Origin of the sequence: Bartonella sp. TT121SHDZB, assembly GCF_042193415.1 — a bacterium.
Taxonomy (GTDB): domain Bacteria; phylum Pseudomonadota; class Alphaproteobacteria; order Rhizobiales; family Rhizobiaceae; genus Bartonella.
In genome coordinates, this window is record NZ_JBHILR010000005.1 from 102,376 (window position 1) to 122,605 (window position 20,230).

The 20,230-nt window shown below is 38.4% G+C and carries 20 protein-coding genes; 4 read left to right on the forward strand and 16 right to left on the reverse strand.

What is annotated here, in order from left to right:
• Positions 1-2 precede the first annotated feature (2 nt).
• Positions 3-752, forward strand: a complete 750-nt coding sequence (locus tag ACFIKI_RS04630) for an SDR family NAD(P)-dependent oxidoreductase (protein ID WP_375665988.1) — start codon at positions 3-5, stop codon at positions 750-752.
• A 63-nt stretch (positions 753-815) separates the two neighbouring features.
• Here ACFIKI_RS04630 and pssA read toward each other — a convergent pair whose 3' ends face one another.
• From pssA to cysS, 5 genes are all read right to left on the reverse strand, one after another.
• Positions 816-1,655: a CDP-diacylglycerol--serine O-phosphatidyltransferase gene (gene pssA, locus ACFIKI_RS04635; RefSeq protein WP_375665905.1), complete on the reverse strand. Its 840-nt coding sequence runs from the start codon at positions 1,653-1,655 to the stop codon at positions 816-818.
• Positions 1,656-1,663: 8 nt separating this feature from the next.
• Positions 1,664-2,362, reverse strand: coding sequence for a phosphatidylserine decarboxylase (locus ACFIKI_RS04640; RefSeq protein ID WP_375665908.1), 699 nt, complete (start codon positions 2,360-2,362; stop codon positions 1,664-1,666).
• A gap of 78 nt (positions 2,363-2,440) precedes the next feature.
• Positions 2,441-4,363 carry an ABCB family ABC transporter ATP-binding protein/permease gene (locus tag ACFIKI_RS04645; RefSeq protein ID WP_375665909.1) on the reverse strand — a complete coding sequence of 641 codons (1,923 nt, stop codon included), beginning with the start codon at positions 4,361-4,363 and terminating at the stop codon, positions 2,441-2,443.
• 114 nt (positions 4,364-4,477) lie between these two features.
• Entirely contained in the window at positions 4,478-5,149 is a 672-nt protein-coding gene (locus ACFIKI_RS04650; protein ID WP_375613046.1) for a DUF421 domain-containing protein, read from the reverse strand.
• A 39-nt stretch (positions 5,150-5,188) separates the two neighbouring features.
• A complete protein-coding gene (gene cysS, locus ACFIKI_RS04655; RefSeq protein WP_375665910.1) occupies positions 5,189-6,697 on the reverse strand; it encodes a cysteine--tRNA ligase in 1,509 nt (502 codons plus the stop codon).
• 497 nt (positions 6,698-7,194) lie between these two features.
• Between cysS and ACFIKI_RS04660 the strand changes: the two genes are divergently transcribed.
• Positions 7,195-7,563: a TIGR02301 family protein gene (locus tag ACFIKI_RS04660; protein WP_375665912.1), complete on the forward strand. Its 369-nt coding sequence runs from the start codon at positions 7,195-7,197 to the stop codon at positions 7,561-7,563.
• 409 nt (positions 7,564-7,972) lie between these two features.
• Here the strand turns inward: ACFIKI_RS04660 and ACFIKI_RS04665 are convergent, their stop codons facing one another.
• Positions 7,973-9,301, reverse strand: coding sequence for a dihydroorotase (locus ACFIKI_RS04665; RefSeq protein WP_375665914.1), 1,329 nt, complete (start codon positions 9,299-9,301; stop codon positions 7,973-7,975).
• A gap of 64 nt (positions 9,302-9,365) precedes the next feature.
• Here ACFIKI_RS04665 and ACFIKI_RS04670 point away from each other — a divergent pair, with 64 nt between their 5' ends.
• Positions 9,366-10,238 (forward strand): YgfZ/GcvT domain-containing protein, encoded by an 873-nt coding sequence (locus ACFIKI_RS04670; RefSeq protein ID WP_375665916.1) that lies wholly within the window; start codon positions 9,366-9,368, stop codon positions 10,236-10,238.
• A complete protein-coding gene (locus ACFIKI_RS04675) occupies positions 10,231-10,851 on the forward strand; it encodes a YfbR-like 5'-deoxynucleotidase (protein WP_375665918.1) in 621 nt (206 codons plus the stop codon). Before ACFIKI_RS04670 ends, ACFIKI_RS04675 begins: the two co-directional genes overlap by 8 nt.
• Before the next feature lie 367 nt (positions 10,852-11,218).
• Here ACFIKI_RS04675 and panB read toward each other — a convergent pair whose 3' ends face one another.
• From panB to ACFIKI_RS04725, 10 genes are all read right to left on the reverse strand, one after another.
• Complete coding sequence (gene panB, locus ACFIKI_RS04680) at positions 11,219-12,034, reverse strand: 3-methyl-2-oxobutanoate hydroxymethyltransferase (RefSeq protein ID WP_375665920.1); 816 nt, start codon at positions 12,032-12,034, stop codon at positions 11,219-11,221.
• Positions 12,031-12,891 carry a pantoate--beta-alanine ligase gene (panC, locus tag ACFIKI_RS04685; RefSeq protein ID WP_375665922.1) on the reverse strand — a complete coding sequence of 287 codons (861 nt, stop codon included), beginning with the start codon at positions 12,889-12,891 and terminating at the stop codon, positions 12,031-12,033. The genes panB and panC overlap by 4 nt, the downstream gene beginning before the upstream one ends.
• Before the next feature lie 43 nt (positions 12,892-12,934).
• Complete coding sequence (recO, locus tag ACFIKI_RS04690) at positions 12,935-13,666, reverse strand: DNA repair protein RecO (RefSeq protein WP_375665924.1); 732 nt, start codon at positions 13,664-13,666, stop codon at positions 12,935-12,937.
• Between the two features lie 26 nt (positions 13,667-13,692).
• The gene (gene era / locus ACFIKI_RS04695; protein ID WP_375665926.1) at positions 13,693-14,598 is read right to left on the reverse strand and encodes a GTPase Era; all 906 of its coding nucleotides are present in this window, start codon (positions 14,596-14,598) and stop codon (positions 13,693-13,695) included.
• Complete coding sequence (rnc, locus tag ACFIKI_RS04700) at positions 14,591-15,298, reverse strand: ribonuclease III (protein WP_375665928.1); 708 nt, start codon at positions 15,296-15,298, stop codon at positions 14,591-14,593. Before rnc ends, era begins: the two co-directional genes overlap by 8 nt.
• On the reverse strand, positions 15,279-16,082 hold the full coding sequence (lepB, locus tag ACFIKI_RS04705; protein ID WP_375665930.1) for a signal peptidase I: 804 nt from the start codon (positions 16,080-16,082) through the stop codon (positions 15,279-15,281). Before lepB ends, rnc begins: the two co-directional genes overlap by 20 nt.
• 81 nt (positions 16,083-16,163) lie before the next feature.
• Positions 16,164-16,565: a holo-ACP synthase gene (gene acpS / locus ACFIKI_RS04710; protein WP_375665932.1), complete on the reverse strand. Its 402-nt coding sequence runs from the start codon at positions 16,563-16,565 to the stop codon at positions 16,164-16,166.
• 26 nt (positions 16,566-16,591) lie between these two features.
• The gene (locus tag ACFIKI_RS04715) at positions 16,592-17,200 is read right to left on the reverse strand and encodes a DUF2062 domain-containing protein (RefSeq protein ID WP_375665934.1); all 609 of its coding nucleotides are present in this window, start codon (positions 17,198-17,200) and stop codon (positions 16,592-16,594) included.
• A 92-nt stretch (positions 17,201-17,292) separates the two neighbouring features.
• Positions 17,293-17,871 carry an orotate phosphoribosyltransferase gene (gene pyrE / locus ACFIKI_RS04720; RefSeq protein WP_375665990.1) on the reverse strand — a complete coding sequence of 193 codons (579 nt, stop codon included), beginning with the start codon at positions 17,869-17,871 and terminating at the stop codon, positions 17,293-17,295.
• A 16-nt stretch (positions 17,872-17,887) separates the two neighbouring features.
• Entirely contained in the window at positions 17,888-20,113 is a 2,226-nt protein-coding gene (locus ACFIKI_RS04725; protein WP_375665936.1) for a RelA/SpoT family protein, read from the reverse strand.
• Between the last annotated feature and the right edge of the window lie 117 nt (positions 20,114-20,230).

The following is a 20,230-nucleotide window of genomic DNA, read 5'->3' on the forward strand; positions in this document are numbered from 1 at the left end:
TGATGGGAAAACGCGACTTTAGTCTCCATGGGCGTGTTGCACTTATTACAGGTGCATCAAGAGGGATTGGCTACTATTTAGCACTCGAGCTCGCGGCATATGGTGCTGATATTATTGCCCTTGCACGAACAGTCAGTGGACTTACTGAATTGGACAATCAAATCCGAGAAAAAGGTGCTCACGCAACCCTTGTTCCCCTTGATTTGCATCATATGGAAAACATCGATACCCTTGCTATCTCAATTGCTAAACGCTGGAAAAAACTCGATATTATCGTTGCTAATGCAGGAATCCTTGGAACACTTTCACCAATAGCACATATAGAGAATACGGTATTTGAAGATGTTTTTCAAATAAACCTTATCAGCCAATGGCGCTTAATGAAAGCCGTTGAGCCTTTATTACGTGAATCTGATGCGGGACGAGCCATCCTATTATCCTCAAGCGTTGCACACGTTGCACGTCCTTTCTGGGGAGCTTATGCCGCCTCTAAAGCTGCTTTAGAGATGATTGCCCGCTGTTGGGCAGAAGAACTTAAACAAACTCCTATTAAGATTAATTGTGTCAACCCTGGTGCTACACGCACTGCCATGCGCGCTGAAGCTATGCCTGGTGAAGATCCACAAACTCTTCCTTCACCACAAGAGGTTGCAAAAAAAATAATCCATTTGCTATCACCTGATTTACAGGAAACTGGAAAACTCTTTAATGTCCATAAAAATCGGTTTGTAGATTATCATATACCTGATTGATCACATCTGAGAGGTAAATAGTTTGGATCTCTCTTTTTTTGCTACTCAAAAAAATTTAACATTTTATGATTCTTGGATAGCTTTAGTGTCAGCCTTTTTCTCTTCTAGAGCCGCGCGTTTATTATAAGCAATAAAACTACAGGGGAGAAAAATCATATAGCTAACAGCTGTAATCAATAAAGTTTTCCATGTGTAAGTGGCAAGAAAACCGACATAAATAACAATGACCAACATGCAGGGTATAACAATATCACGCCTCAAATTTTGATCAATTGTTTTTGCATTCCATACTGGTAAACGACTAATCAAAAGAAAAGCAATAATTACAGTATAAAGACTAAAAAATAATGCCCACCCCCAATTGGGTACCAAACCAAGAGCTCCTAAATACGTAGGAAATAAAAGTAATAATGCTCCTGCTGGTGCTGGAACACCAATAAAATAATTTTTCTGCCACTTAGGTATATTGGTGTTATCCAACATCACATTAAAACGTGCTAATCGCAAACAACAAGCAACACAATAAACAAGGGCTGCAACCCAACCAATATGATACGCTTGATTCAAGATAAAGGAATAAACAATAAGTGCAGGAGTAACACCAAAATTTATAACATCAGCAAGAGAATCCATCTGTGCCCCAAAAGACGAGCTACCATCTATTAAACGTGCAATGCGACCATCTGCACCATCTAAAACTGCGGCCAAAAGCACCATTAAAATAGCAGCCTCATAGCGATGCTCAAAAGCCAAACGAATACTGCTCATCCCTGCGCAAATTGCTAAAATAGTAATGATATTGGGAATGACATACCGCATTGGTGTAGGTGAACGCCGGCGATTTGCAACATCATCATGCAGCCCCTCAGGATTAAATGAAGAAAACGGCGAAAAATTTTTCATTGTGTGTCCTAATCATATCTGAAGTCTGTTGTGGCATTCTTATCATCAAAAGAACCCAAAACTGTCTCTCCAGCAATTGCTGTCTGCCCCACTGCAACACGCAACTTCATTTCAGTTGGTATATAAATATCAAGGCGAGAACCAAAACGAATCAATCCAAATCGCTCACCAGTGATAACAGCATCGTTTTCTTTTGACCAACAAACAATCCTACGGGCAACCATCCCCGCTATTTGTACGATACCAATTTTACCATGTTTGCTATCAATTACCACCCCATTACGCTCATTAAACTGACTAGCTTTATCAAAGTCAGCATTAGTAAACCGACCTGGATGATAAACAATAGACTCTACCGTACCATTTATAGGAATACGGTTGATGTGGCATGAAAAAACATCCATAAAAATGGAAATACGGATCATTTCATCTTTCCCTAATCCTAATTCTTCAGGTGGAACACATGATTCCACAAAGGAAATACGCCCATCTGCAGGTGATATAACCCAATTTGAATTCAAAGGGATCACACGATCTGGATCACGGAAAAAGTATATACACCACACCGTAAGAACAAGACCACACCAAAACAATGGACTCCATATCCAACCAAGAATGAGTGAAATAACAAAAAACGCTACAATAAAAGGATAACCTTCTTTATGAATCGGTACAAAGCTATTATGGACAGACTGTAGAATACTCATATAATTTCCTATTCAGCGTAAACTTAAACAAGCAATAAATCTTTTTGCTCCTCTTGTGTCTTTTATGTATTTAATTAATCACTCTATATAAAGATATAGATTACATTTTGCCCTACTTATTTTTTTACGATTAACAATACTCGTCTCATCTTCTTCACGCATTTTACGTAATTTCTCTTCAGCTTGCGATGCTTCAAGCTGCTTATTCCACATTGAAGCATAAAGACCTTTCTTGTGTAAAAGCTCTGTATGCGTCCCATTTTCAATAATACGACCACTTTTAAGAACTAAGATTTCATCAGCATTGATAACAGTAGAAAGACGGTGAGCAATAATCAATGTTGTCCGTCCACGGCTTACAATATCCAATGCTTGTTGAATTTCCTGTTCCGTCGCCGTATCAAGAGCCGCCGTTGCTTCATCTAGAATAAGAAGTGGGGGAGCTTTTAAAAGCGTCCGTGCAATAGCCACGCGTTGTTTTTCACCACCTGATAATTTGAGACCTCGCTCTCCTACCATAGACTGAAAACCTTCCGGTAAAATTTCAATAAATTTTGATATTTGTGCCATTTCAGCAGCTTTGCGCATCTCTTCATCTGTAGCACTTGGACGCCCATAGCAAATATTATAGGCAATTGTATCATTAAATAACACCGTATCTTGTGGGACCATGCCAATCGCTTCACGCAAACTCTTTTGTGTTACGTCACGAATATCCTGCCCGTCAATTGTGATAGAGCCCGCATCAACATCATAAAACCGAAAAAGCAACCGAGAAATAGTGGATTTACCGGCACCCGATGGACCGACAATGGCAACTGTTTTTCCTCCAGGAACTTCAAAATCAATATCTTTGAGAATCTGACGTGTCGAATCATAGGAAAACTTTACCCGATGAAAACGAATGGTCCCTTCGTTTATCTCTAACGGTTTGGCATCCGATTTATCAACGATCTCCTGCTGAACATCTAAAAGATCGAACATCGCTTCAATATCCGTTAAACCTTGTCGAACATCACGATAAATTGAACCAATAAAATTCAGTGGAATGGAAAGTTGCATTAAAAGTGCATTAATAAAAACAAAATCTCCTAAAGTTTGTGTCTTATAATAAACTTCATAAGCTGACATCAGCATCATGATCGTCATTCCAATACCAAAGATAAGAGCCTGACCAAAATTAAGCCAACTTAACGATGTCCAAATCTTTGTTGCGGCTTTTTCATAACATACCATAGAAGCATCGAAACGATCGGCTTCTAGAGTTTCATTGCCAAAATATTTAACCGTTTCAAAATTCAAAAGAGAATCAACAGCGCGCGTATTCGCCTCAGTATCCGCTGTATTCATTTGTTGCCGAATACGAATGCGCCAATCACTCGCCTTAATGGTGAACAAAGTATATAATCCAACCGTTACAACAACGATGAGAAGATAAGACCACCCGTAACTTATGTAAAATACCAGTGCTGTTAATATAAATTCTAAAACTGTCGGTACTGTATTAAGAATTGAAAACCTTACGATCGCTTCAATTCCTTTTGTTCCACGCTCAATTACACGAGAAAGCCCACCAGTTCGGCGTTCTAAATGAAATCGCAAAGATAGCTCATGAATATGTACAAAGGTTTTATAAGCTAATTGACGAACAGCATATTGCCCAACAGTGGCAAACAGGGAATCGCGTAATTGATTTAATCCAGCCTGCATAATACGCGCGACATTGTATGCCAAAACGAGCATGATGGGAATAATCCAACTGGATGGAAACCATTCAGGTAGCTGAAAGCTTGAATCAAGAACATTCGTAGAATATTTAAATAAATACGGTACAGATATGAGAACGAATTTGGCCAAAACAAGATAAAATATTGCCCATAGCACACGCATTTTTAGATCACACCGACCTACTGGCCACATATAGGGCCATAAATTGTAAAGTGTGTGCAGAGTCTTCCCTGTATCTGATGATACAGTTTTTGTCATTTCATTGCGTTTCATAAAGTCCTTACTTCTCTATCATCCGCACAAACAGGCAAAATACCCTCTGTGGTTATTTATAGATTTATCTCTTTATTATACTTCCAATAAGCTATACCTACCCGTTTTTTGAAGTTAGACTGTTTTTGAAAAAGGAACAAGAAATAATCCACTATACAATTTATTATTTTGATCTGTATTTTCATACCACTCTGCTGCGAATAAACTTTCAACTTTTACATGTTTTTTTTTCAATTCGGCCTGAAGCCACTTTTTTGTTTTACCAATCTCTTTAAGTCCATCATCAATAACTTCACCATTTTCTATTAAAATCGTCGATTTCTTTCCCTCTTCCTTTTTAATGACAGTGCAATCACCATTGGTTTCCAAACGAACAAAAGCAGCTTCATGTAAGTGACACCCTTTAAGACGTAACATCGTAATGAGATCATTAATATTGATCCCTAAGTTCTTAATCTTATCCATTTGGAAAACTCCATCTAAAACTAATGTGACATTCCGCCCTGCAATAAGACGACGAAAAAAAACTGAATAACGTGCAATAAAATTAAAAGATGTAATCAAGGTTTGCCAGATGAGTAAAACAAGCAATAATTGAATGCTACTAATATTCTGATTATAAATAACGCCTCCAATAATACCTCCCATGACAAAATTACTGACCAAATCAACTGGTGTCATTTGACTAAGACTCCCCCGCCCCGTCGTTCTTAAAATAAATAAGAAGGCAACAAGACCTACAGCCAGCTTAAGCGCGATATATCCATAATGATATAAAAACTCCATCATATTCTCCTTTTTTATGGAGCTGCTGGAATAGAGACATTAGTGTCGCTTTATTTCCCACACAGTTATGCGCTCACCACTCTGCGGATCCTTACTGTCTTTTAAAAGAACCCCCTCGGCTGCAAGCTCATCACGAATTGTATCCGCAGCTTCCCACTCTTTATTATGGATAAGTCTTAGTCTTTCGGCAATGCGCTGATCAATAAATTTTGTATCAAGAAAAGTTTTTCTCATAAATAATGGGCAGTCTATTCCTTTAATCCATTCTTGTCGTAACAGTCCTAATAAATTCATCCCATTCACAAGAGCCAAAGCATTTCCTTCTTTATAAAATTTTCGCAAAAGAGTCAGTGCTTTTGGAGTATTAAGATCATCACTAAGTGCATCTATCAAAGTATCATCAATTGCTTCATTGTTTTTCATCTCACTCTTTTTGCTGCGAAGCCATTCATACCAACGATACAGTTCGCTGCTCGATTGTATTAAACGCTGCGCAGTCCAATTTAATGGTTCACGATAATGCGTTTGCAACATCGAAAAACGCGCAGACAAACCAGCCCAATTTTGCTTCATTTCATCGGTTAAAATACCATTAAACTCCAAAAAATTATTCTCTAAAACAGAACGAATAGTTATGAAATTGCCAAAACTTTTCGACATCTTTTTGCCTTCAACTTGTAAAAAACCATTATGCATCCAAAAATTAGCCATTCGCTCCGTCCCAAAAGCTGAACAACTTTGAGCAATCTCATTTTCATGATGAGGAAAAATTAAATCAATTCCACCACCATGGATATCAAAAACATTGGCGGTCGGATCATCACAGATTAAACCACCGCCATAGGGCGCTAATAACTTTGCCATTGACATTGCAGAACATTCAATATGCCAACCTGGACGACCTAAAACAGGAATTCCGCCCGGTGATTTCCAACCTGGTTCTCCTTCCACAGAAGGCTTCCATAAAACAAAATCCATCTCCTCCCTTTTATAAGCGGCAACATCAATACGTGCCCCCGCCCTCATTTCATCTAAAGAACGATTTGCAAAAGCCCCATAATGGGGAGGATTTTTTATACTACTTACAGAAAATAATATATGATTTTCCGCTTCATAAGCGTGCCCCTTTTCAAGCAACCTTTCAATTAAAGAGCGCATCTCCTCTAAATGCTCAGTGGCGCGTGGCTGACTGGTTGGCAACAGACAACCAAGTGCTATGGTATCTTGTTGAAACTGAGAATATGTACGTTCTGTTAATTGACGAATAGCATCATTCAATGACAAGTTTGGATATTCGCAAGCTGCTCGTGCATTAATTTTATCATCAACATCTGTAATATTACGTGCATATAGAACATGCTCATTACCATAAACATGACGCAATAAACGAAATAAAATATCAAAAACAATGACAGGGCGTGCATTTCCTATATGCGCATAATCATAAACTGTCGGTCCACAAACATAAAGACGTACTCTTGTCGCATCTATTGGTGTAAAATTTTCTTTTTTACGTGTCAGCGTATTATAAAATCGCAACTCTTTCATTTATTGACTCCATGGATGATATTATGCACCGATCCTTTTAGATGTATCTTATCTCAAATTATTGTATTACGCTGTTTAGGCTAAAAACTTTTATCTTATAGTAAATTCTTCTTACCATTTTCCCATTGTATTCACGGCTGTATCCATCATTTATCATAAAAATAATCCATTTTATTTGATTGGACAAAAGCGTTCTATCATTAGAAATGCTTTCCCTCCTTAAAGAAAACGAGCTTAGAAAAAATTCTATAGGTAATACAATATAAATCTATGTGAAAAATAGATAGTTTACAGAAAGAAAATCTTAAATTTTAAACTACACAAAGCTTCGTCAGTATTTTCAATATTCTATAATGGGTTCCTTACTGTCTCTTACGCACTATATTTTATAATCAATAATTGAGAATAATGTAGCAATTAACTCTATTTTTACACCGTTCTCATGACAAAATTATTTTATCTTTACAGAGTTTTATTCAAAGAAAGCAATAAAAATAATGCGTAATAGATTGATGAACATCATTATTTTAATATTTCTTGTCATTTCAATGCCAACCTTTGCACAACAATCTCCACCTTATGAAAAAAAATTACTCCGACTAGCAGAAATTTTGGGATCATTGCATTCTCTCCAAAATCTTTGCAAGCCTCCAACAAACCAATGGTATGACTATATGAATGCATTGATTGCAGCAGAACACCCCATTCCACAAAGACGCGCTTATTTTTATGAAGCGTTTAATGAAGCGTATCGTGCTTTCTCAGAAAATTATCATCATTGTACACAAGCAGCCATTGAAGCCAACCAAAGATACATTGAGGAAGGAAGAACTTTATCCGAAAACCTCTTCATGCATTATAAATAATTAATCTATACAAAAAGTATCTCCTTCAATTTTAGCGATATCAATGATAATCCCTTCACAAATAAAGGGAGCAATAAATCAACTTTGAAAATAGAGAAACTTTTAAAGAATAAGCCTCGATACGCTTTTATTCTTATAGCGTCTTTTCCTCATACAAAATCGTTCTTTGGCTTTTTCCCCCTCCGCAAAGCTGATTTGCAAATCGTTTGGGTTCTTGTTGAACGGATTCTTCTTGGCTCCTCACTCATTTGATCTACTTAACTAAAGGCTCGACGGACAAGCTTGAAAATATTCACCACGCACTTAAAAAAACAATTATGTACCAAGGAAGCTAACATGCCCTATATCCCCACTCTAAAAAACGATGTTTTATGGCATAAGAGAATAAAACCTATAAAGCTTAATCTGTTTACACCAAAGTTTCTATAAATTTAACAGGCTCTCCTTGTGAAGGGGTGACAATTTCACCTTCCCACATCACACGCATACCACGGATAATCGTTCCAACAGGCCAACCTTTAACCTTTTGACCATCATAAGGTGTCCAACCGGCACGCGAACCAATTAAGCCATTCGTAATAATTTCTTCCCGTTTAAGATCAACAATGGTTAAATCAGCATCGTATCCAACAGCAAGGCGTCCTTTACAGCTTATACCAAAAATACGACTAGGTCCATGTGACGTGAGATCAACAAAACGCTCAAGGGATATTTTTCCTGCATTCACATGAGTCAACATAATTGCTGCTGTCGTTTGCACACCTGTCATTCCTGAAGGTGAAGAGGGATACGGTTGAAGCTTTTCTTCCAAAGTATGAGGCGCATGATCTGAGCCTAAAACATCAATAACCCCCTGCTGAACACCGTACCAAAGAGCTTCACGGTGGCGCGACTCACGAATAGGCGGATTCATCTGAATTAATGTACCAAACTTCTTATAATCATCAGCTGTGAGCGTCAAATGATGGTGTGTCACTTCAATTGTTGCGACATCTTTATGTTTTTTTAGAAAATCAATTTCTTCTTCTGTCGAAAGATGTAAAACATGAATCCGTGCCTTCGTCTCATGCGCAATTTTTACCAAACGCTGCGTACATTTTAATGCCGCAACTTCATCACGCCAAATCGGATGTGATGATGCATCCCCTTCAATACGCAGTATTTTACGCTCTTTGAGCCTTGCCTCATCTTCAGAATGAAAAGCTGCACGACGGCGTGTATTTTCCAAAATAAGACGTACACTTTCATCATCATCGACCAAAAGATCACCGGTAGAGGACCCCATAAAGACTTTAATTCCAGCCGCACCAGGAAGTCTTTCTAGCTCAGATAATTCATGAGCATTTTCACGTGTTCCTCCAACCCAAAATGCAAAATCACAATGCATTCGATGAAATGCGCGTTTAACCTTATCGCTTAATGTAGCTTCTGATGTTGTCAATGGATTGGTATTAGGCATTTCAAAAACTGCTGTAACCCCCCCTAACACAGCAGAATACGAGCCACTTTCCAAATCCTCCTTATATGCATTGCCTGGCTCGCGAAAATGCACTTGACTATCAATAATTCCCGGAAAAATATGAAGCCCGGTACAATCAATCACCTCACCAGCTGATGCGCATGTAAGGTTGCCAATTTCAGCAATACGTCCATTTGTAATACCAATATCACGTTTGCTTTTTCCATCATGATTCACAAGTGTTGCACCTTTAAAAATTGTATCAAATGTTTTAAACATAGCCACGCTCCTTACATATTCCTCACTTATCGATTATGTAACTTTGAGCAGAAAGGCAAGAACCATGATTGAAAAACAAAATGCCATTTGCTTAAAAAACCGCGGAATTATTCAAATTACAGGTGAAGAAGCAACAGATTTTCTGCAATCCCTGATAACGACAGATGTAAAAAAAATCAGCCCACAAGAAATTTTCCCTGGAGCCCTCTTATCGCCACAAGGAAAAGTTCTTGCTGATTTTCTTATCGGCAAAAAAGAAGATGGTTATCTGATTGATATTATGATGCCTTTAGCTGATATGCTCTACAAGCGCCTGTTGCTCTATAAGCTGCGTAAAAAAATAGAAATTACACAACCATTCCAAGAGCTTGTTACAGTTTCTTGGAAGAATGAATCAGATACTTTAAATTTTGATTCAAGTTTTGTTGATAAACGCTTCCCAGAAAAAGAAAAAATAATACGAATCTATGGTAAAATGTCTTTTTTGGCTTCAGAATATCATAACATATGGAATCAATTGCGTATCCGTTATGCAATTGCAGAAAGTGGTCAAGATTATGAAGTCGGCAAAGTCTTTCCTCATGATATTAATTACGATCAAATCAATGGACTTGCATTCAACAAGGGGTGTTATATTGGACAAGAAGTTGTTTCACGTATGCACCACCGCCGGGCAGCACGTCGCCGTATTTTGATTGTAAAAGGTCAGTGTAAATTAACTCCTCAATCTAGCATTGTAGCAGGAACAAAAGTGCTTGGATACTTGGGAACATGTGTAGAAAATGAGGCTCTTGCTTTAATGCGTATTGACCACGTTAAAGATGCTATGGATCATAACATCCTCTTTACTGTAAAAAACATTCCTATCACTATAAGTATTGCTGAAAATATGAATTTTACCTTTCCTGAAAATACCATAGAAAACGCTCATGGCTAAAGCTGAATTATTAAAAAGTGGAGAAGCACGCGCTTGGCAGAGAATGCTTTCTGGACGGCGACTTGATCTTCTTAATCCTTCTCCTTTTGATGTTGAAATTGAAGATATTGCCCATGGACTTGCCCGCATGGCACGTTGGAACGGTCAAACACGTGGAGAACACACTTATTCTGTTGCACAACATTCAATTGTGGTTGAACAAATATTTCAAAAACTTTTCCCGCAATCACAGTGCAACGAATGTCTTTATGCTCTTCTTCATGATGCACCGGAATATGTCATCGGCGATATGATTTCACCCTTTAAAGCTGTCATAGGAAAACAATATGAGCACACTGAAAAACGCATCCAAGATGCCATCCACATGCGTTTTTCTCTTCCCGTTGATCTTTCTCAAAAACTTTTAAAAAAAATCAAACAAGCCGACCGTATTGCTGCCTATTATGAAGCAATCACGCTTGCCGGATTTAATACAGAAGAAGCTCTTCGTTATTTTGGCCCCCCTAATAATATTTTACCCGATGACCTCAATTTATACCCCTATTCCACACAACAAATTGAAAAAGAATTTTTAATTCGCTTTAATGAGCTAGATACTCAAAGATCATATTAAGATTCCTCGCATTATCTATTTCTTGTCATTACAATTGAATATAGAGCGGCTTTTCCCCATTCATGGCTCAAATATATTTATACAAAAATAAAGCCAGCGCCTTTTTTATTATTATTCTATGAAATTTGCACTTCTACAATTACTATTCTTACAACCTGTAACTTACAAAAATATTATCGATCCCAAAGATTTACTACAACATACTCTCAGCGGAAACCTCAAAAAATATGTATTTATGCGCTCATAACGTATAAAAGTAATGAAAAAAACAGCATTCAAATTACATACAAAAATATATGGAATCATGCACGTTCATTATCAAAACAACTCATATTTTCTTTTCAAATTTTTCATCTTAAACTGAAATTTATTTTAGTTTATAAACCTCATTATCTGCTGGGAAAGCACGAGATGTAACATCCTCTGCATAATTCTTGATTGCAGTTTCCATGGTTTGTTCAAGGTCTCCATAACGGCGTACAAATTTTGGTACATGGGCACCATAACCTAACATATCTTCCATAACCAATACTTGCCCATCACATTGATTGGACGCCCCTATACCGATCGTAGGGATAGAAAGCTTATCTGTCAGTTTCACCGCTAAAGGTTCAACCATTGCTTCTAAAACAACAGCAAAAGCACCTGCCTCTTCAATCGCTGCTCCATCTGCTTCAATTCTTTGCCAATCACTCTCCTTGCGTCCTTGTGTTTTGAAACCACCAAAACGATTCATTGCCTGGGGTGTGAGACCAATATGCCCCATCACTGGAATGCCACGTTTACACAAAAAATCTATTGTTTCCGCTATATAAACACCACCTTCAAGCTTAACTGCACCACACCCCGTTTGTGCAAGAATGCGCGATGCATTTAAAAAAGCCTGCTCTGGACTTTCCTCATAAGACCCAAAAGGCATATCAATAACAACAAGAGCTTTTTGAGACCCTCGCACCACGGCTTTCCCGTGTAAAATCATCATATCTAAATTAACAGGAAGCGTTGTCTCAAACCCATACACAACCATCCCAACGCTATCACCAACCAAAAGGATATCGCAATATGGATCAGCAATCCGCGCAGTATAAGCTTGATAAGCTGTTAAAGAAACAATTGGCTGTTGTCCCTTTCGTGCACGTATTTCGGAAGATGTTATACGCTTTACGGTTTTATGTACACTCATTTTCCACCCTTCTCTTGCAATATATATTGATCAATCAGCCTTACCTCACCAAAGCGGACAGTAAGGAGTAAAACCGCCGGTTTATTCAATGTTCCTTTAACCACGCATAAAGTTTCCATATCCCGTAAATCTATCGCTTCAATGATTGCACGCGTTTCTTGTTGTAAAATATCACGAACAGTTTTGCATAATTTATCAACCGACCGTTCACCTTCATGATAAAGCTTTTCAGCAGCTTTTCCACTTTCAGGAATAATTTTGGCAGCTTTACGATCTTCTAATGTTAAAAGCTGATTGCGTGAAGAACACGCTACACCATCTGACTCCCGTAGAATAGGAACTCCAACGATTTCAATAGGAAAAGCCAAATCTTCAACCATACGCCGAATAATTAAAATTTGTTGAAAATCCTTTTCCCCAAAAAAAGCCTTATCTGGTTGGACAATGTTAAAAAGTTTAGCAACAACGCTTGTTACACCACAAAAATGCCCCGGACGTAATTTTCCCATCAAAATACGTGATAATTTTTTCACTTGTACAATTGTATCATTCCCCAGTGGCCACATTTCATCGACAGAAGGAGCAAAAACCCATTCAACACCAGCTTCTTTTAACAAAGCACAATCGCCTTGCAAATCTCTTGGATATTGAGAAAAATCTTCATGCGGTCCAAATTGCTTCGGATTGACAAAAATAGACACCAATACGCGATCACACTCTGCCCTTGCACACTGTACTAATGCAAGATGACCGTCATGTAACGCCCCCATTGTTGGAACAAAACCAATCGAAAGACCTAAACGTCGCGCCTCTGAAGTATATCGGCGAACTTCAGCAATTGTCTTTAAAATTTTCATTTTTCCATTCTATTCAATTATTATCAGATCAACAAATTACCGCTTACATACCAAATCGTCGCTTAAACAATTGTATCAAATTTATGCGCACTGACGGCTGCTTTATATCTCGTGGCTCCCAAACATAACGCATAAGAAAAAAACCTGTTAGTATAAAACCATTGATTATGTCACTAAAATCAGCAGGACGGGTTGCTCTTTGCACAAGAAACTGTGGGAGAATGAAGAGCTTTTTTTTCCAAGGTTCTCCCGCTTCTTCACAAACAGCCCGTCCAGATTTTGGCGATACGTAATAGAGCTTTTCCTGACGACCTGTTGCAGCACAACAAGATAAATCAAGACCAAAACCAAGTTCTTCAAGAAGCCGCATTTCAAAACGTACCAGCAATTCCGCATTTACAAATGGTTCATCAAAGTTCTGCATAAAAAGGTGTAAAATATCATATAAAATGGGGTGGGGATCACGCTCGGGAAGAAGCCGTAAATGAAAAGCTATCAATTGCAAAGCATAAAGCGCTTCTGGTAGACAGATTAATCGTGCTGCGTGTAAATCAAGAGCTTCAAGCCGAAAAAGTCCCAAATGTTCGTCTAAACGCGCCCACCATTCAGCCTCAACAAAATTGCCAGGTTGAAGAAGAGCTGTCATACGACGCGACCGCCCTCCCTTTACCACTCCCATATAACGACCGCGTTCACGTGTCATGATCTCAAGAATAACACTTGTCTCACCATATTGGCGTGTACCAAGAATAACGGCTTGTTCTTTCCACTTCATTTTACTTTAATTATTTTTTAAAAATCTTATTTTAAAAAATCCAATCCCATTTCACGATAACGTTCTGGATCGGTATCCCAATTATCGCGCACTTTCACAAAGAGAAAAAGATGAACTTTTTGATCCATAATTTCCATGAGTTCCTTGCGGGCAGCTTGACCAATCGCTTTAATTGTACCGCCTTTTGCTCCTAAAACAATTTTTTTCTGACTCTCACGCTCGACATAAATAACTTGATTAATTTTAACGGAACCGTCTGAACGCCCTTCCCAGCTTTCTGTTTCAACCGTTGAGGAATAAGGAAGTTCATCATGAAGACGAAGAAAAAGTTTTTCACGCGTAATTTCAGCAGCAAGATGACGCATGGGCATATCAGAAATTTGATCTTCCGGATAATACCATGGCCCCTCCTGCATCATGTTACTCAACGCATGAAGTAAATCCTTGCAACCAGAACCGTTTAGAGCAGAAATCATAAATGTTTGCGCAAACTTTACACGTTCATTTATTTTAGTGGTTAACGCTAGAAGAGATGATTTAACAACTGTATCAACCTTATTAAGAACAAGAACTTTTTCTTGTTTCAGATTGTTTACAATATCTAACATCATATCAACTTCATCCGAAAGACCATTTTGAGCGTCGATTAAAACGAGTAGAACATCAGCGCTCTTAGCCCCTCCCCAAGCAGCAGAGACCATGGCTCGTTCTAAGCGCTTATGGGGACGAAAAACACCCGGTGTATCGACCAACACAATTTGCACATCATCATGAATGACAATACCGCGGATTAAAGTTCGTGTTGTTTGTACCTTATGCGTTACAATTGAAACCTTTGTTCCAACCAATTGATTAACCAGTGTCGATTTACCGGCATTAGGCATCCCAATAAGCACAACAAACCCAGAACGCGTTTTCATAACGTCACTCATGATCATTTTTTCCCACTGTTTTCCATACCCCCTCTCGTCGCAAAATTTTTTCAGCTGCCATTCTTTCGGCATATCTTTTGGAGCTTCCCTGCCCAATTTCTGAAGCAAACCCAGAAATACTGACCTCTACCATAAAAACAGGATCGTGATCTGGACCTGAACGTTTGATAACCTGATAATGTGGTTGTGCATTGCCTTGGATATGCGCCCATTCCTGTAATTCTGTCTTGGCATCACGTCGACCAGCATCCATTTTCTTTGCCCGACTTTGCCAATATTTTTGAATAAAAGGGCGAACGCTTTCCAAGCCTCCATCGAGATATATTACGGCAATCAAAGCTTCCACGACATCTGCATGCATATTGATGAGTCGACGCCCCTCAAAATTTTTCATCTCAAACCCGACATGGATCATATCAGGCAGCCTCATTTCGCGCGCAATATCAGCACATGTCTGCGCATTGACCAGATGATTCAAACGGACTGATAATTCACCTTCACTTGCCTGAGGAAAAAGTTGATACAGCATCTCTGCAATCAAAAGCCCTAAAACCCGATCACCTAGAAACTCTAATCGTTCATAATTCCCCTGTTCCGAATCTTGTACACTTGAATGTGTTAATGCCCTTTTTAATCTCTCTTCATCTTTAAAACGATGCCCCGTCAGCTTGAAAAGCTGATCAATTATGAGACGTTTCATCGTTGTTTCCTTGCTTGATAAGCGGCAAATCATGAACCGTATTTATGAAAGAAAACAAACGCTTCCAACGCACATCAAATGGCCAGCGCCAAATCTGCCAAGCACTTGAACCATTACTGATAGAAAAGAAAATCACGCTCGCGCGACCAATAAGATTTTCTTCTGGAACATAGCCTACATCTAAACGACTATCATCTGAATTGTCGCGGTTATCTCCCATCATAAAGTAATGTCCTTGAGGAACTTCAAAGACTTTTGTATCATCAACTTTTGGGATGAAAGCTAAATCAAGTGTATCATAACTAACACCGTTAGGCATTGTCTCGCGATAAACCTCAACAGGATAGTTAACCTCTGTTATATCAGAATTATCAATCTCCCCTATAAAGTGACGTGAAACAGCCTCATCATTAATATAAAGGACACTTTGACGGACTTGTATACGATCACCTGGTAACCCAACAACGCGTTTTATATAATCAATCTTCGGATTACTTGGTAAGCGAAAAACGACTACATCTCCACGTCGAGGTTGAGATGCCCAAATACGTCCAGAAAAAAGGGGAGGAGAAAAGGGAAGGGAAAAATGAGAATACCCATATGCATACTTAGAAACAAACAGATAATCCCCCACAAGCAAAGTCGGACGCATTGAACCAGAAGGAATACTAAACGGCTGAAAAAAAAGTGTCCGAATAAACGCTGCTAAAAGCAGAGCCTGTATTAAAACAGAAATAAATTCACGAATCCCACCTTTTTTATGCACTTTATCTTTTTCGATCATCACCAACTGCCTTCTCATCACCAGATATAACTTTTTTTCATCATAATATTCAAATAACAAAAGCACAATCTCTCACACCGTCTATCCACGTGGAAGTGCTTCAATAATAATAAATGCCTGTGCCCAAGGAAAATCATCTGTTATACTAAGATGAATAACTGCCTCATGATGAGGAGGTAATAATTTTTGAAGTTGCACTTGCGCACGATTTGTTAATTGCATTGTTGGTTTACCAGATGGCAAATTAACTACCCCCATGTCTTTCCAATTGATACCACAAGCGATTCCCGTTCCTAAGGCTTTAGCACATGCTTCTTTAGCAGCAAATCTTTTTGCATAGGAAGAGGAGCTTTTTTTGAGATTTTCAGATCTATTTCTTTCAATATCCGTAAAAATACGTTGGATAAAACGCTCACCATAACGAATCAACATTTTCTCAATACGTCGTATATCAACCAGATCATTTCCAAGACCAATAATCATAAGATATTACCCGATCTTTCTTAAATTTATTTCTGTTTTAATACAGGCGATGAACGCTTCTTTAAACGCCTTTTTTTTATAATCTTTTGATATCGCTTTTGTTTAAAACGAACCGTTGCTCTGTAAACACCTATATAAGATAAACCACCAAAAATAATACCTAAAAGAGTTCCCCCTAAAATCATAGGACTCATAATTGTGTCCCATGCGCCTTTAAAGAGGAGAGAGAGATTTGACAATGTCAAACCATTAAATAGAGCACGAATTTGCGAAAGAGAAATCTCTTTGACATCGCTAAAAAACGATAAACAAAAATACCCTACTTTGTAATCAGCCATGATAATCAATAAAAATGTGAGTGGATTAGAAAAAACCGTCCCAATGATTGCAGCAGCAAAGTTTGCACGCAAAAGCCAAGAAAAAAATATTGCCAAAATAATATGCAGCCCAAAGAAAGGTGAACAAGCTAAAAAAACGCCAACAGCAACCCCTAATGCTACTTCATGCGGTGTTGCTGATATACGCAAAATACGTTTATGTATGTAGCAAAATGAGCGAGAAAATGAACGACGTGGCCATAACCAAAGTCGAATACGCGTTACAAAATCTATTGGTTCTCGACGACGAAAAAGCATATGACTCTCACTATACATCTTTTGATAATGAAATAATCTATATCATCCAAATTAATCTTTTTAAGCTTTTGTACAAAAAAATAGAACAACAATTAAATATTTCGGCTGCCTGGCTTAATCGCTGGAAGAACAGAAAGCTCTGCAGGCAGTGCATCACTAGCATAAGAGGTTATCTCGTATTCAGCAAGCGCAATCAATGGAACTCCAACATTGACCTTACCACCAGAACGATCAAGAATACATGCACTGGCCAATACCTCTGCTCCTGCTGCAACAAGCGCTTCAACAGTCTCTCGAATGGAAAGACCCGTTGTCACAATATCTTCAACAATAACAACCCGTGCCCCCTTCTTGATTTCAAAACGACGCAATTCAAAGATGCCATTTACACGCTCTACCCAAAGAGAAGGAACACCAAGGTGACGTGAAGTTTCATAGGAAGGAATAAGACCGCCAATTGCGGGACCAACAACATAATCAATTTTTCCATCGATAAATGTTTTGATTTTTTCAGCCAATCCACGACATAACTTTTCCGTCAAGTCAGCATGCATGAATACTTTCGCTTTTTGCATATAAATCGCACTATGGCGCCCCGATGTTAAAATAAAATGCCCTTCTAGAATGGCATCTGCTTGTTTAAAAATATCAATGACATCTTGTGTATTCATTGCAAAATCTTTCTTTTTATCCATGAACCCGCCGTACTGTACTGACTGAACCTGCCTCTTTTAACTGAGAAAAAATACGATTCAAATGTTTTAAATCCCACACTTCCAAATCAATCATAATTTCTGTAAAATCTGGTGCTGTACGGATAAAAGATAAATTTTGGATATTGGCATCGTTAGCAGAAATTATTTGTGTAATTTCAGCCAAAGAACCAGGACTATTTACAACCAAAATATTCATCCGTGCAGGAAAACGTTCATTCATTTGGGCATCAATATCCCAGCGGACATCAATCCATCGTTCTGGCTGATCATCATACGCCATCAAAGCTGAAGACTGTATTGGATAAATAACGATCCCTGCTCCTGGCTGCATAATACCAACAATCCGATCTCCAGGTACTGCTCCTTCCGGTGAAAAACGTACGGGTATATCTCCACGGGTTCCTCTAATAGGCAAGGCTTTAGATTGATGATTCTCGACCATTGCATTCTTTTCATTTTCTGGAACTTTAAAAATCATACCTTGAGCATTTTCAATATTAAACCAACCTTCTTCCCCAGGCTTAAAAGAGGACTTTTGTACTACACGGTGATCTTGATAATCAGGATAAACCGCTTTAATCACATCAGCGGAAAACAGCTCTCCACGCCCAACAGCAGCCAATACATCCTCGACATCTTTACGTGCTAAACGTGGCAAAACTTTCTTCAAAAGGTCTTTTGAAAATTGCTTTCCCATATATTCAAATGAACGCTCGAGAATACGATATCCTAAGCCCGAATATTGTTTACGTACCGCTGCACGACTTGCTCGTCGAATAGCTGAACGTGCTTTACCTGTGACAACAAGAAATTCCCATGCTGCTGGCGGAATTTGAGCGTGTGAGCGAATAATATCAACCTCATCACCATTTTTTAATTTGGTCATTAAAGGCATAATACGACCATTAATTTTTACGCCCACACAAGAATCACCAATGTCTGTATGGACAGCATAAGCAAAATCAATAGGCGTAGCTCCTTTAGGAAAAGCAATTAATCGACCTTTCGGCGTAAAACAAAAAACTTGGTCTTGAAAAAGCTCAAGTTTTGTATGTTCTAAAAATTCTTCAGGATTATCTCCATCAGACAAAGATTGTATCGTTTGACGCAACCATGCATAGGCATTCGTTTCGCTTGATAACTTCGAAGTCGAATAATTGGAACCATGCTCTTTATAGATGGAATGAGCAGCAACCCCATATTCAGCAACTTCATCCATAGCAGCCGTTCTAATTTGCAATTCAACGCGTTGTCTCGAAGGGCCCACAATTGTTGTATGAATAGAACGATAATCATTTTGCTTTGGTATAGAGATATAATCTTTAAAACGACCAGGAACCACCGGCCATGTCGTATGGATTACACCAAGAGAACGATAACAATCATTGACTGTTTCAACAATCACACGAAATCCAAAAATATCCGATAACTGCTCAAAAGAAAGTGCTTTACTTTCCATTTTGCGAAAGACTGAATAGGATTTTTTCTGACGGCTTTTAACATCTGCTTTAATGCCATTCTCGAAAAAAAGTTTTGTCAATTCATTTTCAATTGTGGAAAGCAAATCACGATTGTGTTTCAATAACTCAGAAAGTCGATTGGTAATCGTACGATGACCTTCTGGATTTAAATAAAAGAAAGAGAGATCCTCTAATTCCTCACGCATATCCTGCATACCCATACGGCCTGCAAGTGGCGCATAGATATCCATCGTCTCCTCAGCAATTCGCCGACGTTTATCATCACGCATAACACCAAGGGTACGCATATTATGAAGACGGTCAGCAAGTTTGACTAAAAGAACACGAACATCATCAGAAATAGCAATAAGAAGTTTACGAAGATTTTCTGCCTGTACAGCTTTCTTTGACACAAGATCAAGCTTATTAAGCTTTGTAAGCCCTTCAACCAACTTCCCAATTTCAGAACCAAAAAGCTGATCAATTTCTGCTCGTGTAGCGCTTGTATCTTCAATTGTATCATGCAAAAGAGCAACAGCAATCGTTGCCTCATCCAACCGCATATCTGTCAAAATAGCAGCAACCTCTAACGGATGAGAAAAATAAAGATCACCTGACGCACGTTTTTGATGTGCATGCTTTCTCATCGCATAATCATATGCTCTGTTTAAAAGAGCTTCATCTACGTCAGACTTGTAACGTTTAACACGCCCAACAAGCTCACACTGACGCATCATACGAGCATATCCTTTATTTTTTTACACCCCTAATCATTATTGAACATGAATATCTTATCAAGACAAAGACAAGAAAAATAACTGTTCCTTAAATAAAAAGGTATATTTACTCCTGTA

Excerpts from the sequence above, each read along its gene's own strand:
- ACFIKI_RS04630 (WP_375665988.1), top strand. The coding sequence starts at position 3 with ATGGGAAAACGCGACTTTAGTCTCCATGGGCGTGTTGCACTTATTACA.
- pssA (WP_375665905.1), bottom strand. The coding sequence starts at position 1,655 with ATGAAAAATTTTTCGCCGTTTTCTTCATTTAATCCTGAGGGGCTGCAT.
- ACFIKI_RS04640 (WP_375665908.1), bottom strand. The coding sequence starts at position 2,362 with ATGAGTATTCTACAGTCTGTCCATAATAGCTTTGTACCGATTCATAAA.
- ACFIKI_RS04645 (WP_375665909.1), bottom strand. The coding sequence starts at position 4,363 with ATGAAACGCAATGAAATGACAAAAACTGTATCATCAGATACAGGGAAG.
- ACFIKI_RS04650 (WP_375613046.1), bottom strand. The coding sequence starts at position 5,149 with ATGGAGTTTTTATATCATTATGGATATATCGCGCTTAAGCTGGCTGTA.
- cysS (WP_375665910.1), bottom strand. The coding sequence starts at position 6,697 with ATGAAAGAGTTGCGATTTTATAATACGCTGACACGTAAAAAAGAAAAT.
- ACFIKI_RS04660 (WP_375665912.1), top strand. The coding sequence starts at position 7,195 with ATGCGTAATAGATTGATGAACATCATTATTTTAATATTTCTTGTCATT.
- ACFIKI_RS04665 (WP_375665914.1), bottom strand. The coding sequence starts at position 9,301 with ATGTTTAAAACATTTGATACAATTTTTAAAGGTGCAACACTTGTGAAT.
- ACFIKI_RS04670 (WP_375665916.1), top strand. The coding sequence starts at position 9,366 with ATGATTGAAAAACAAAATGCCATTTGCTTAAAAAACCGCGGAATTATT.
- ACFIKI_RS04675 (WP_375665918.1), top strand. The coding sequence starts at position 10,231 with ATGGCTAAAGCTGAATTATTAAAAAGTGGAGAAGCACGCGCTTGGCAG.
- panB (WP_375665920.1), bottom strand. The coding sequence starts at position 12,034 with ATGAGTGTACATAAAACCGTAAAGCGTATAACATCTTCCGAAATACGT.
- panC (WP_375665922.1), bottom strand. The coding sequence starts at position 12,891 with ATGAAAATTTTAAAGACAATTGCTGAAGTTCGCCGATATACTTCAGAG.
- recO (WP_375665924.1), bottom strand. The coding sequence starts at position 13,666 with ATGAAGTGGAAAGAACAAGCCGTTATTCTTGGTACACGCCAATATGGT.
- era (WP_375665926.1), bottom strand. The coding sequence starts at position 14,598 with ATGAGTGACGTTATGAAAACGCGTTCTGGGTTTGTTGTGCTTATTGGG.
- rnc (WP_375665928.1), bottom strand. The coding sequence starts at position 15,298 with ATGAAACGTCTCATAATTGATCAGCTTTTCAAGCTGACGGGGCATCGT.
- lepB (WP_375665930.1), bottom strand. The coding sequence starts at position 16,082 with ATGATCGAAAAAGATAAAGTGCATAAAAAAGGTGGGATTCGTGAATTT.
- acpS (WP_375665932.1), bottom strand. The coding sequence starts at position 16,565 with ATGATTATTGGTCTTGGAAATGATCTGGTTGATATACGACGTATTGAG.
- ACFIKI_RS04715 (WP_375665934.1), bottom strand. The coding sequence starts at position 17,200 with ATGCTTTTTCGTCGTCGAGAACCAATAGATTTTGTAACGCGTATTCGA.
- pyrE (WP_375665990.1), bottom strand. The coding sequence starts at position 17,871 with ATGAATACACAAGATGTCATTGATATTTTTAAACAAGCAGATGCCATT.
- ACFIKI_RS04725 (WP_375665936.1), bottom strand. The coding sequence starts at position 20,113 with ATGATGCGTCAGTGTGAGCTTGTTGGGCGTGTTAAACGTTACAAGTCT.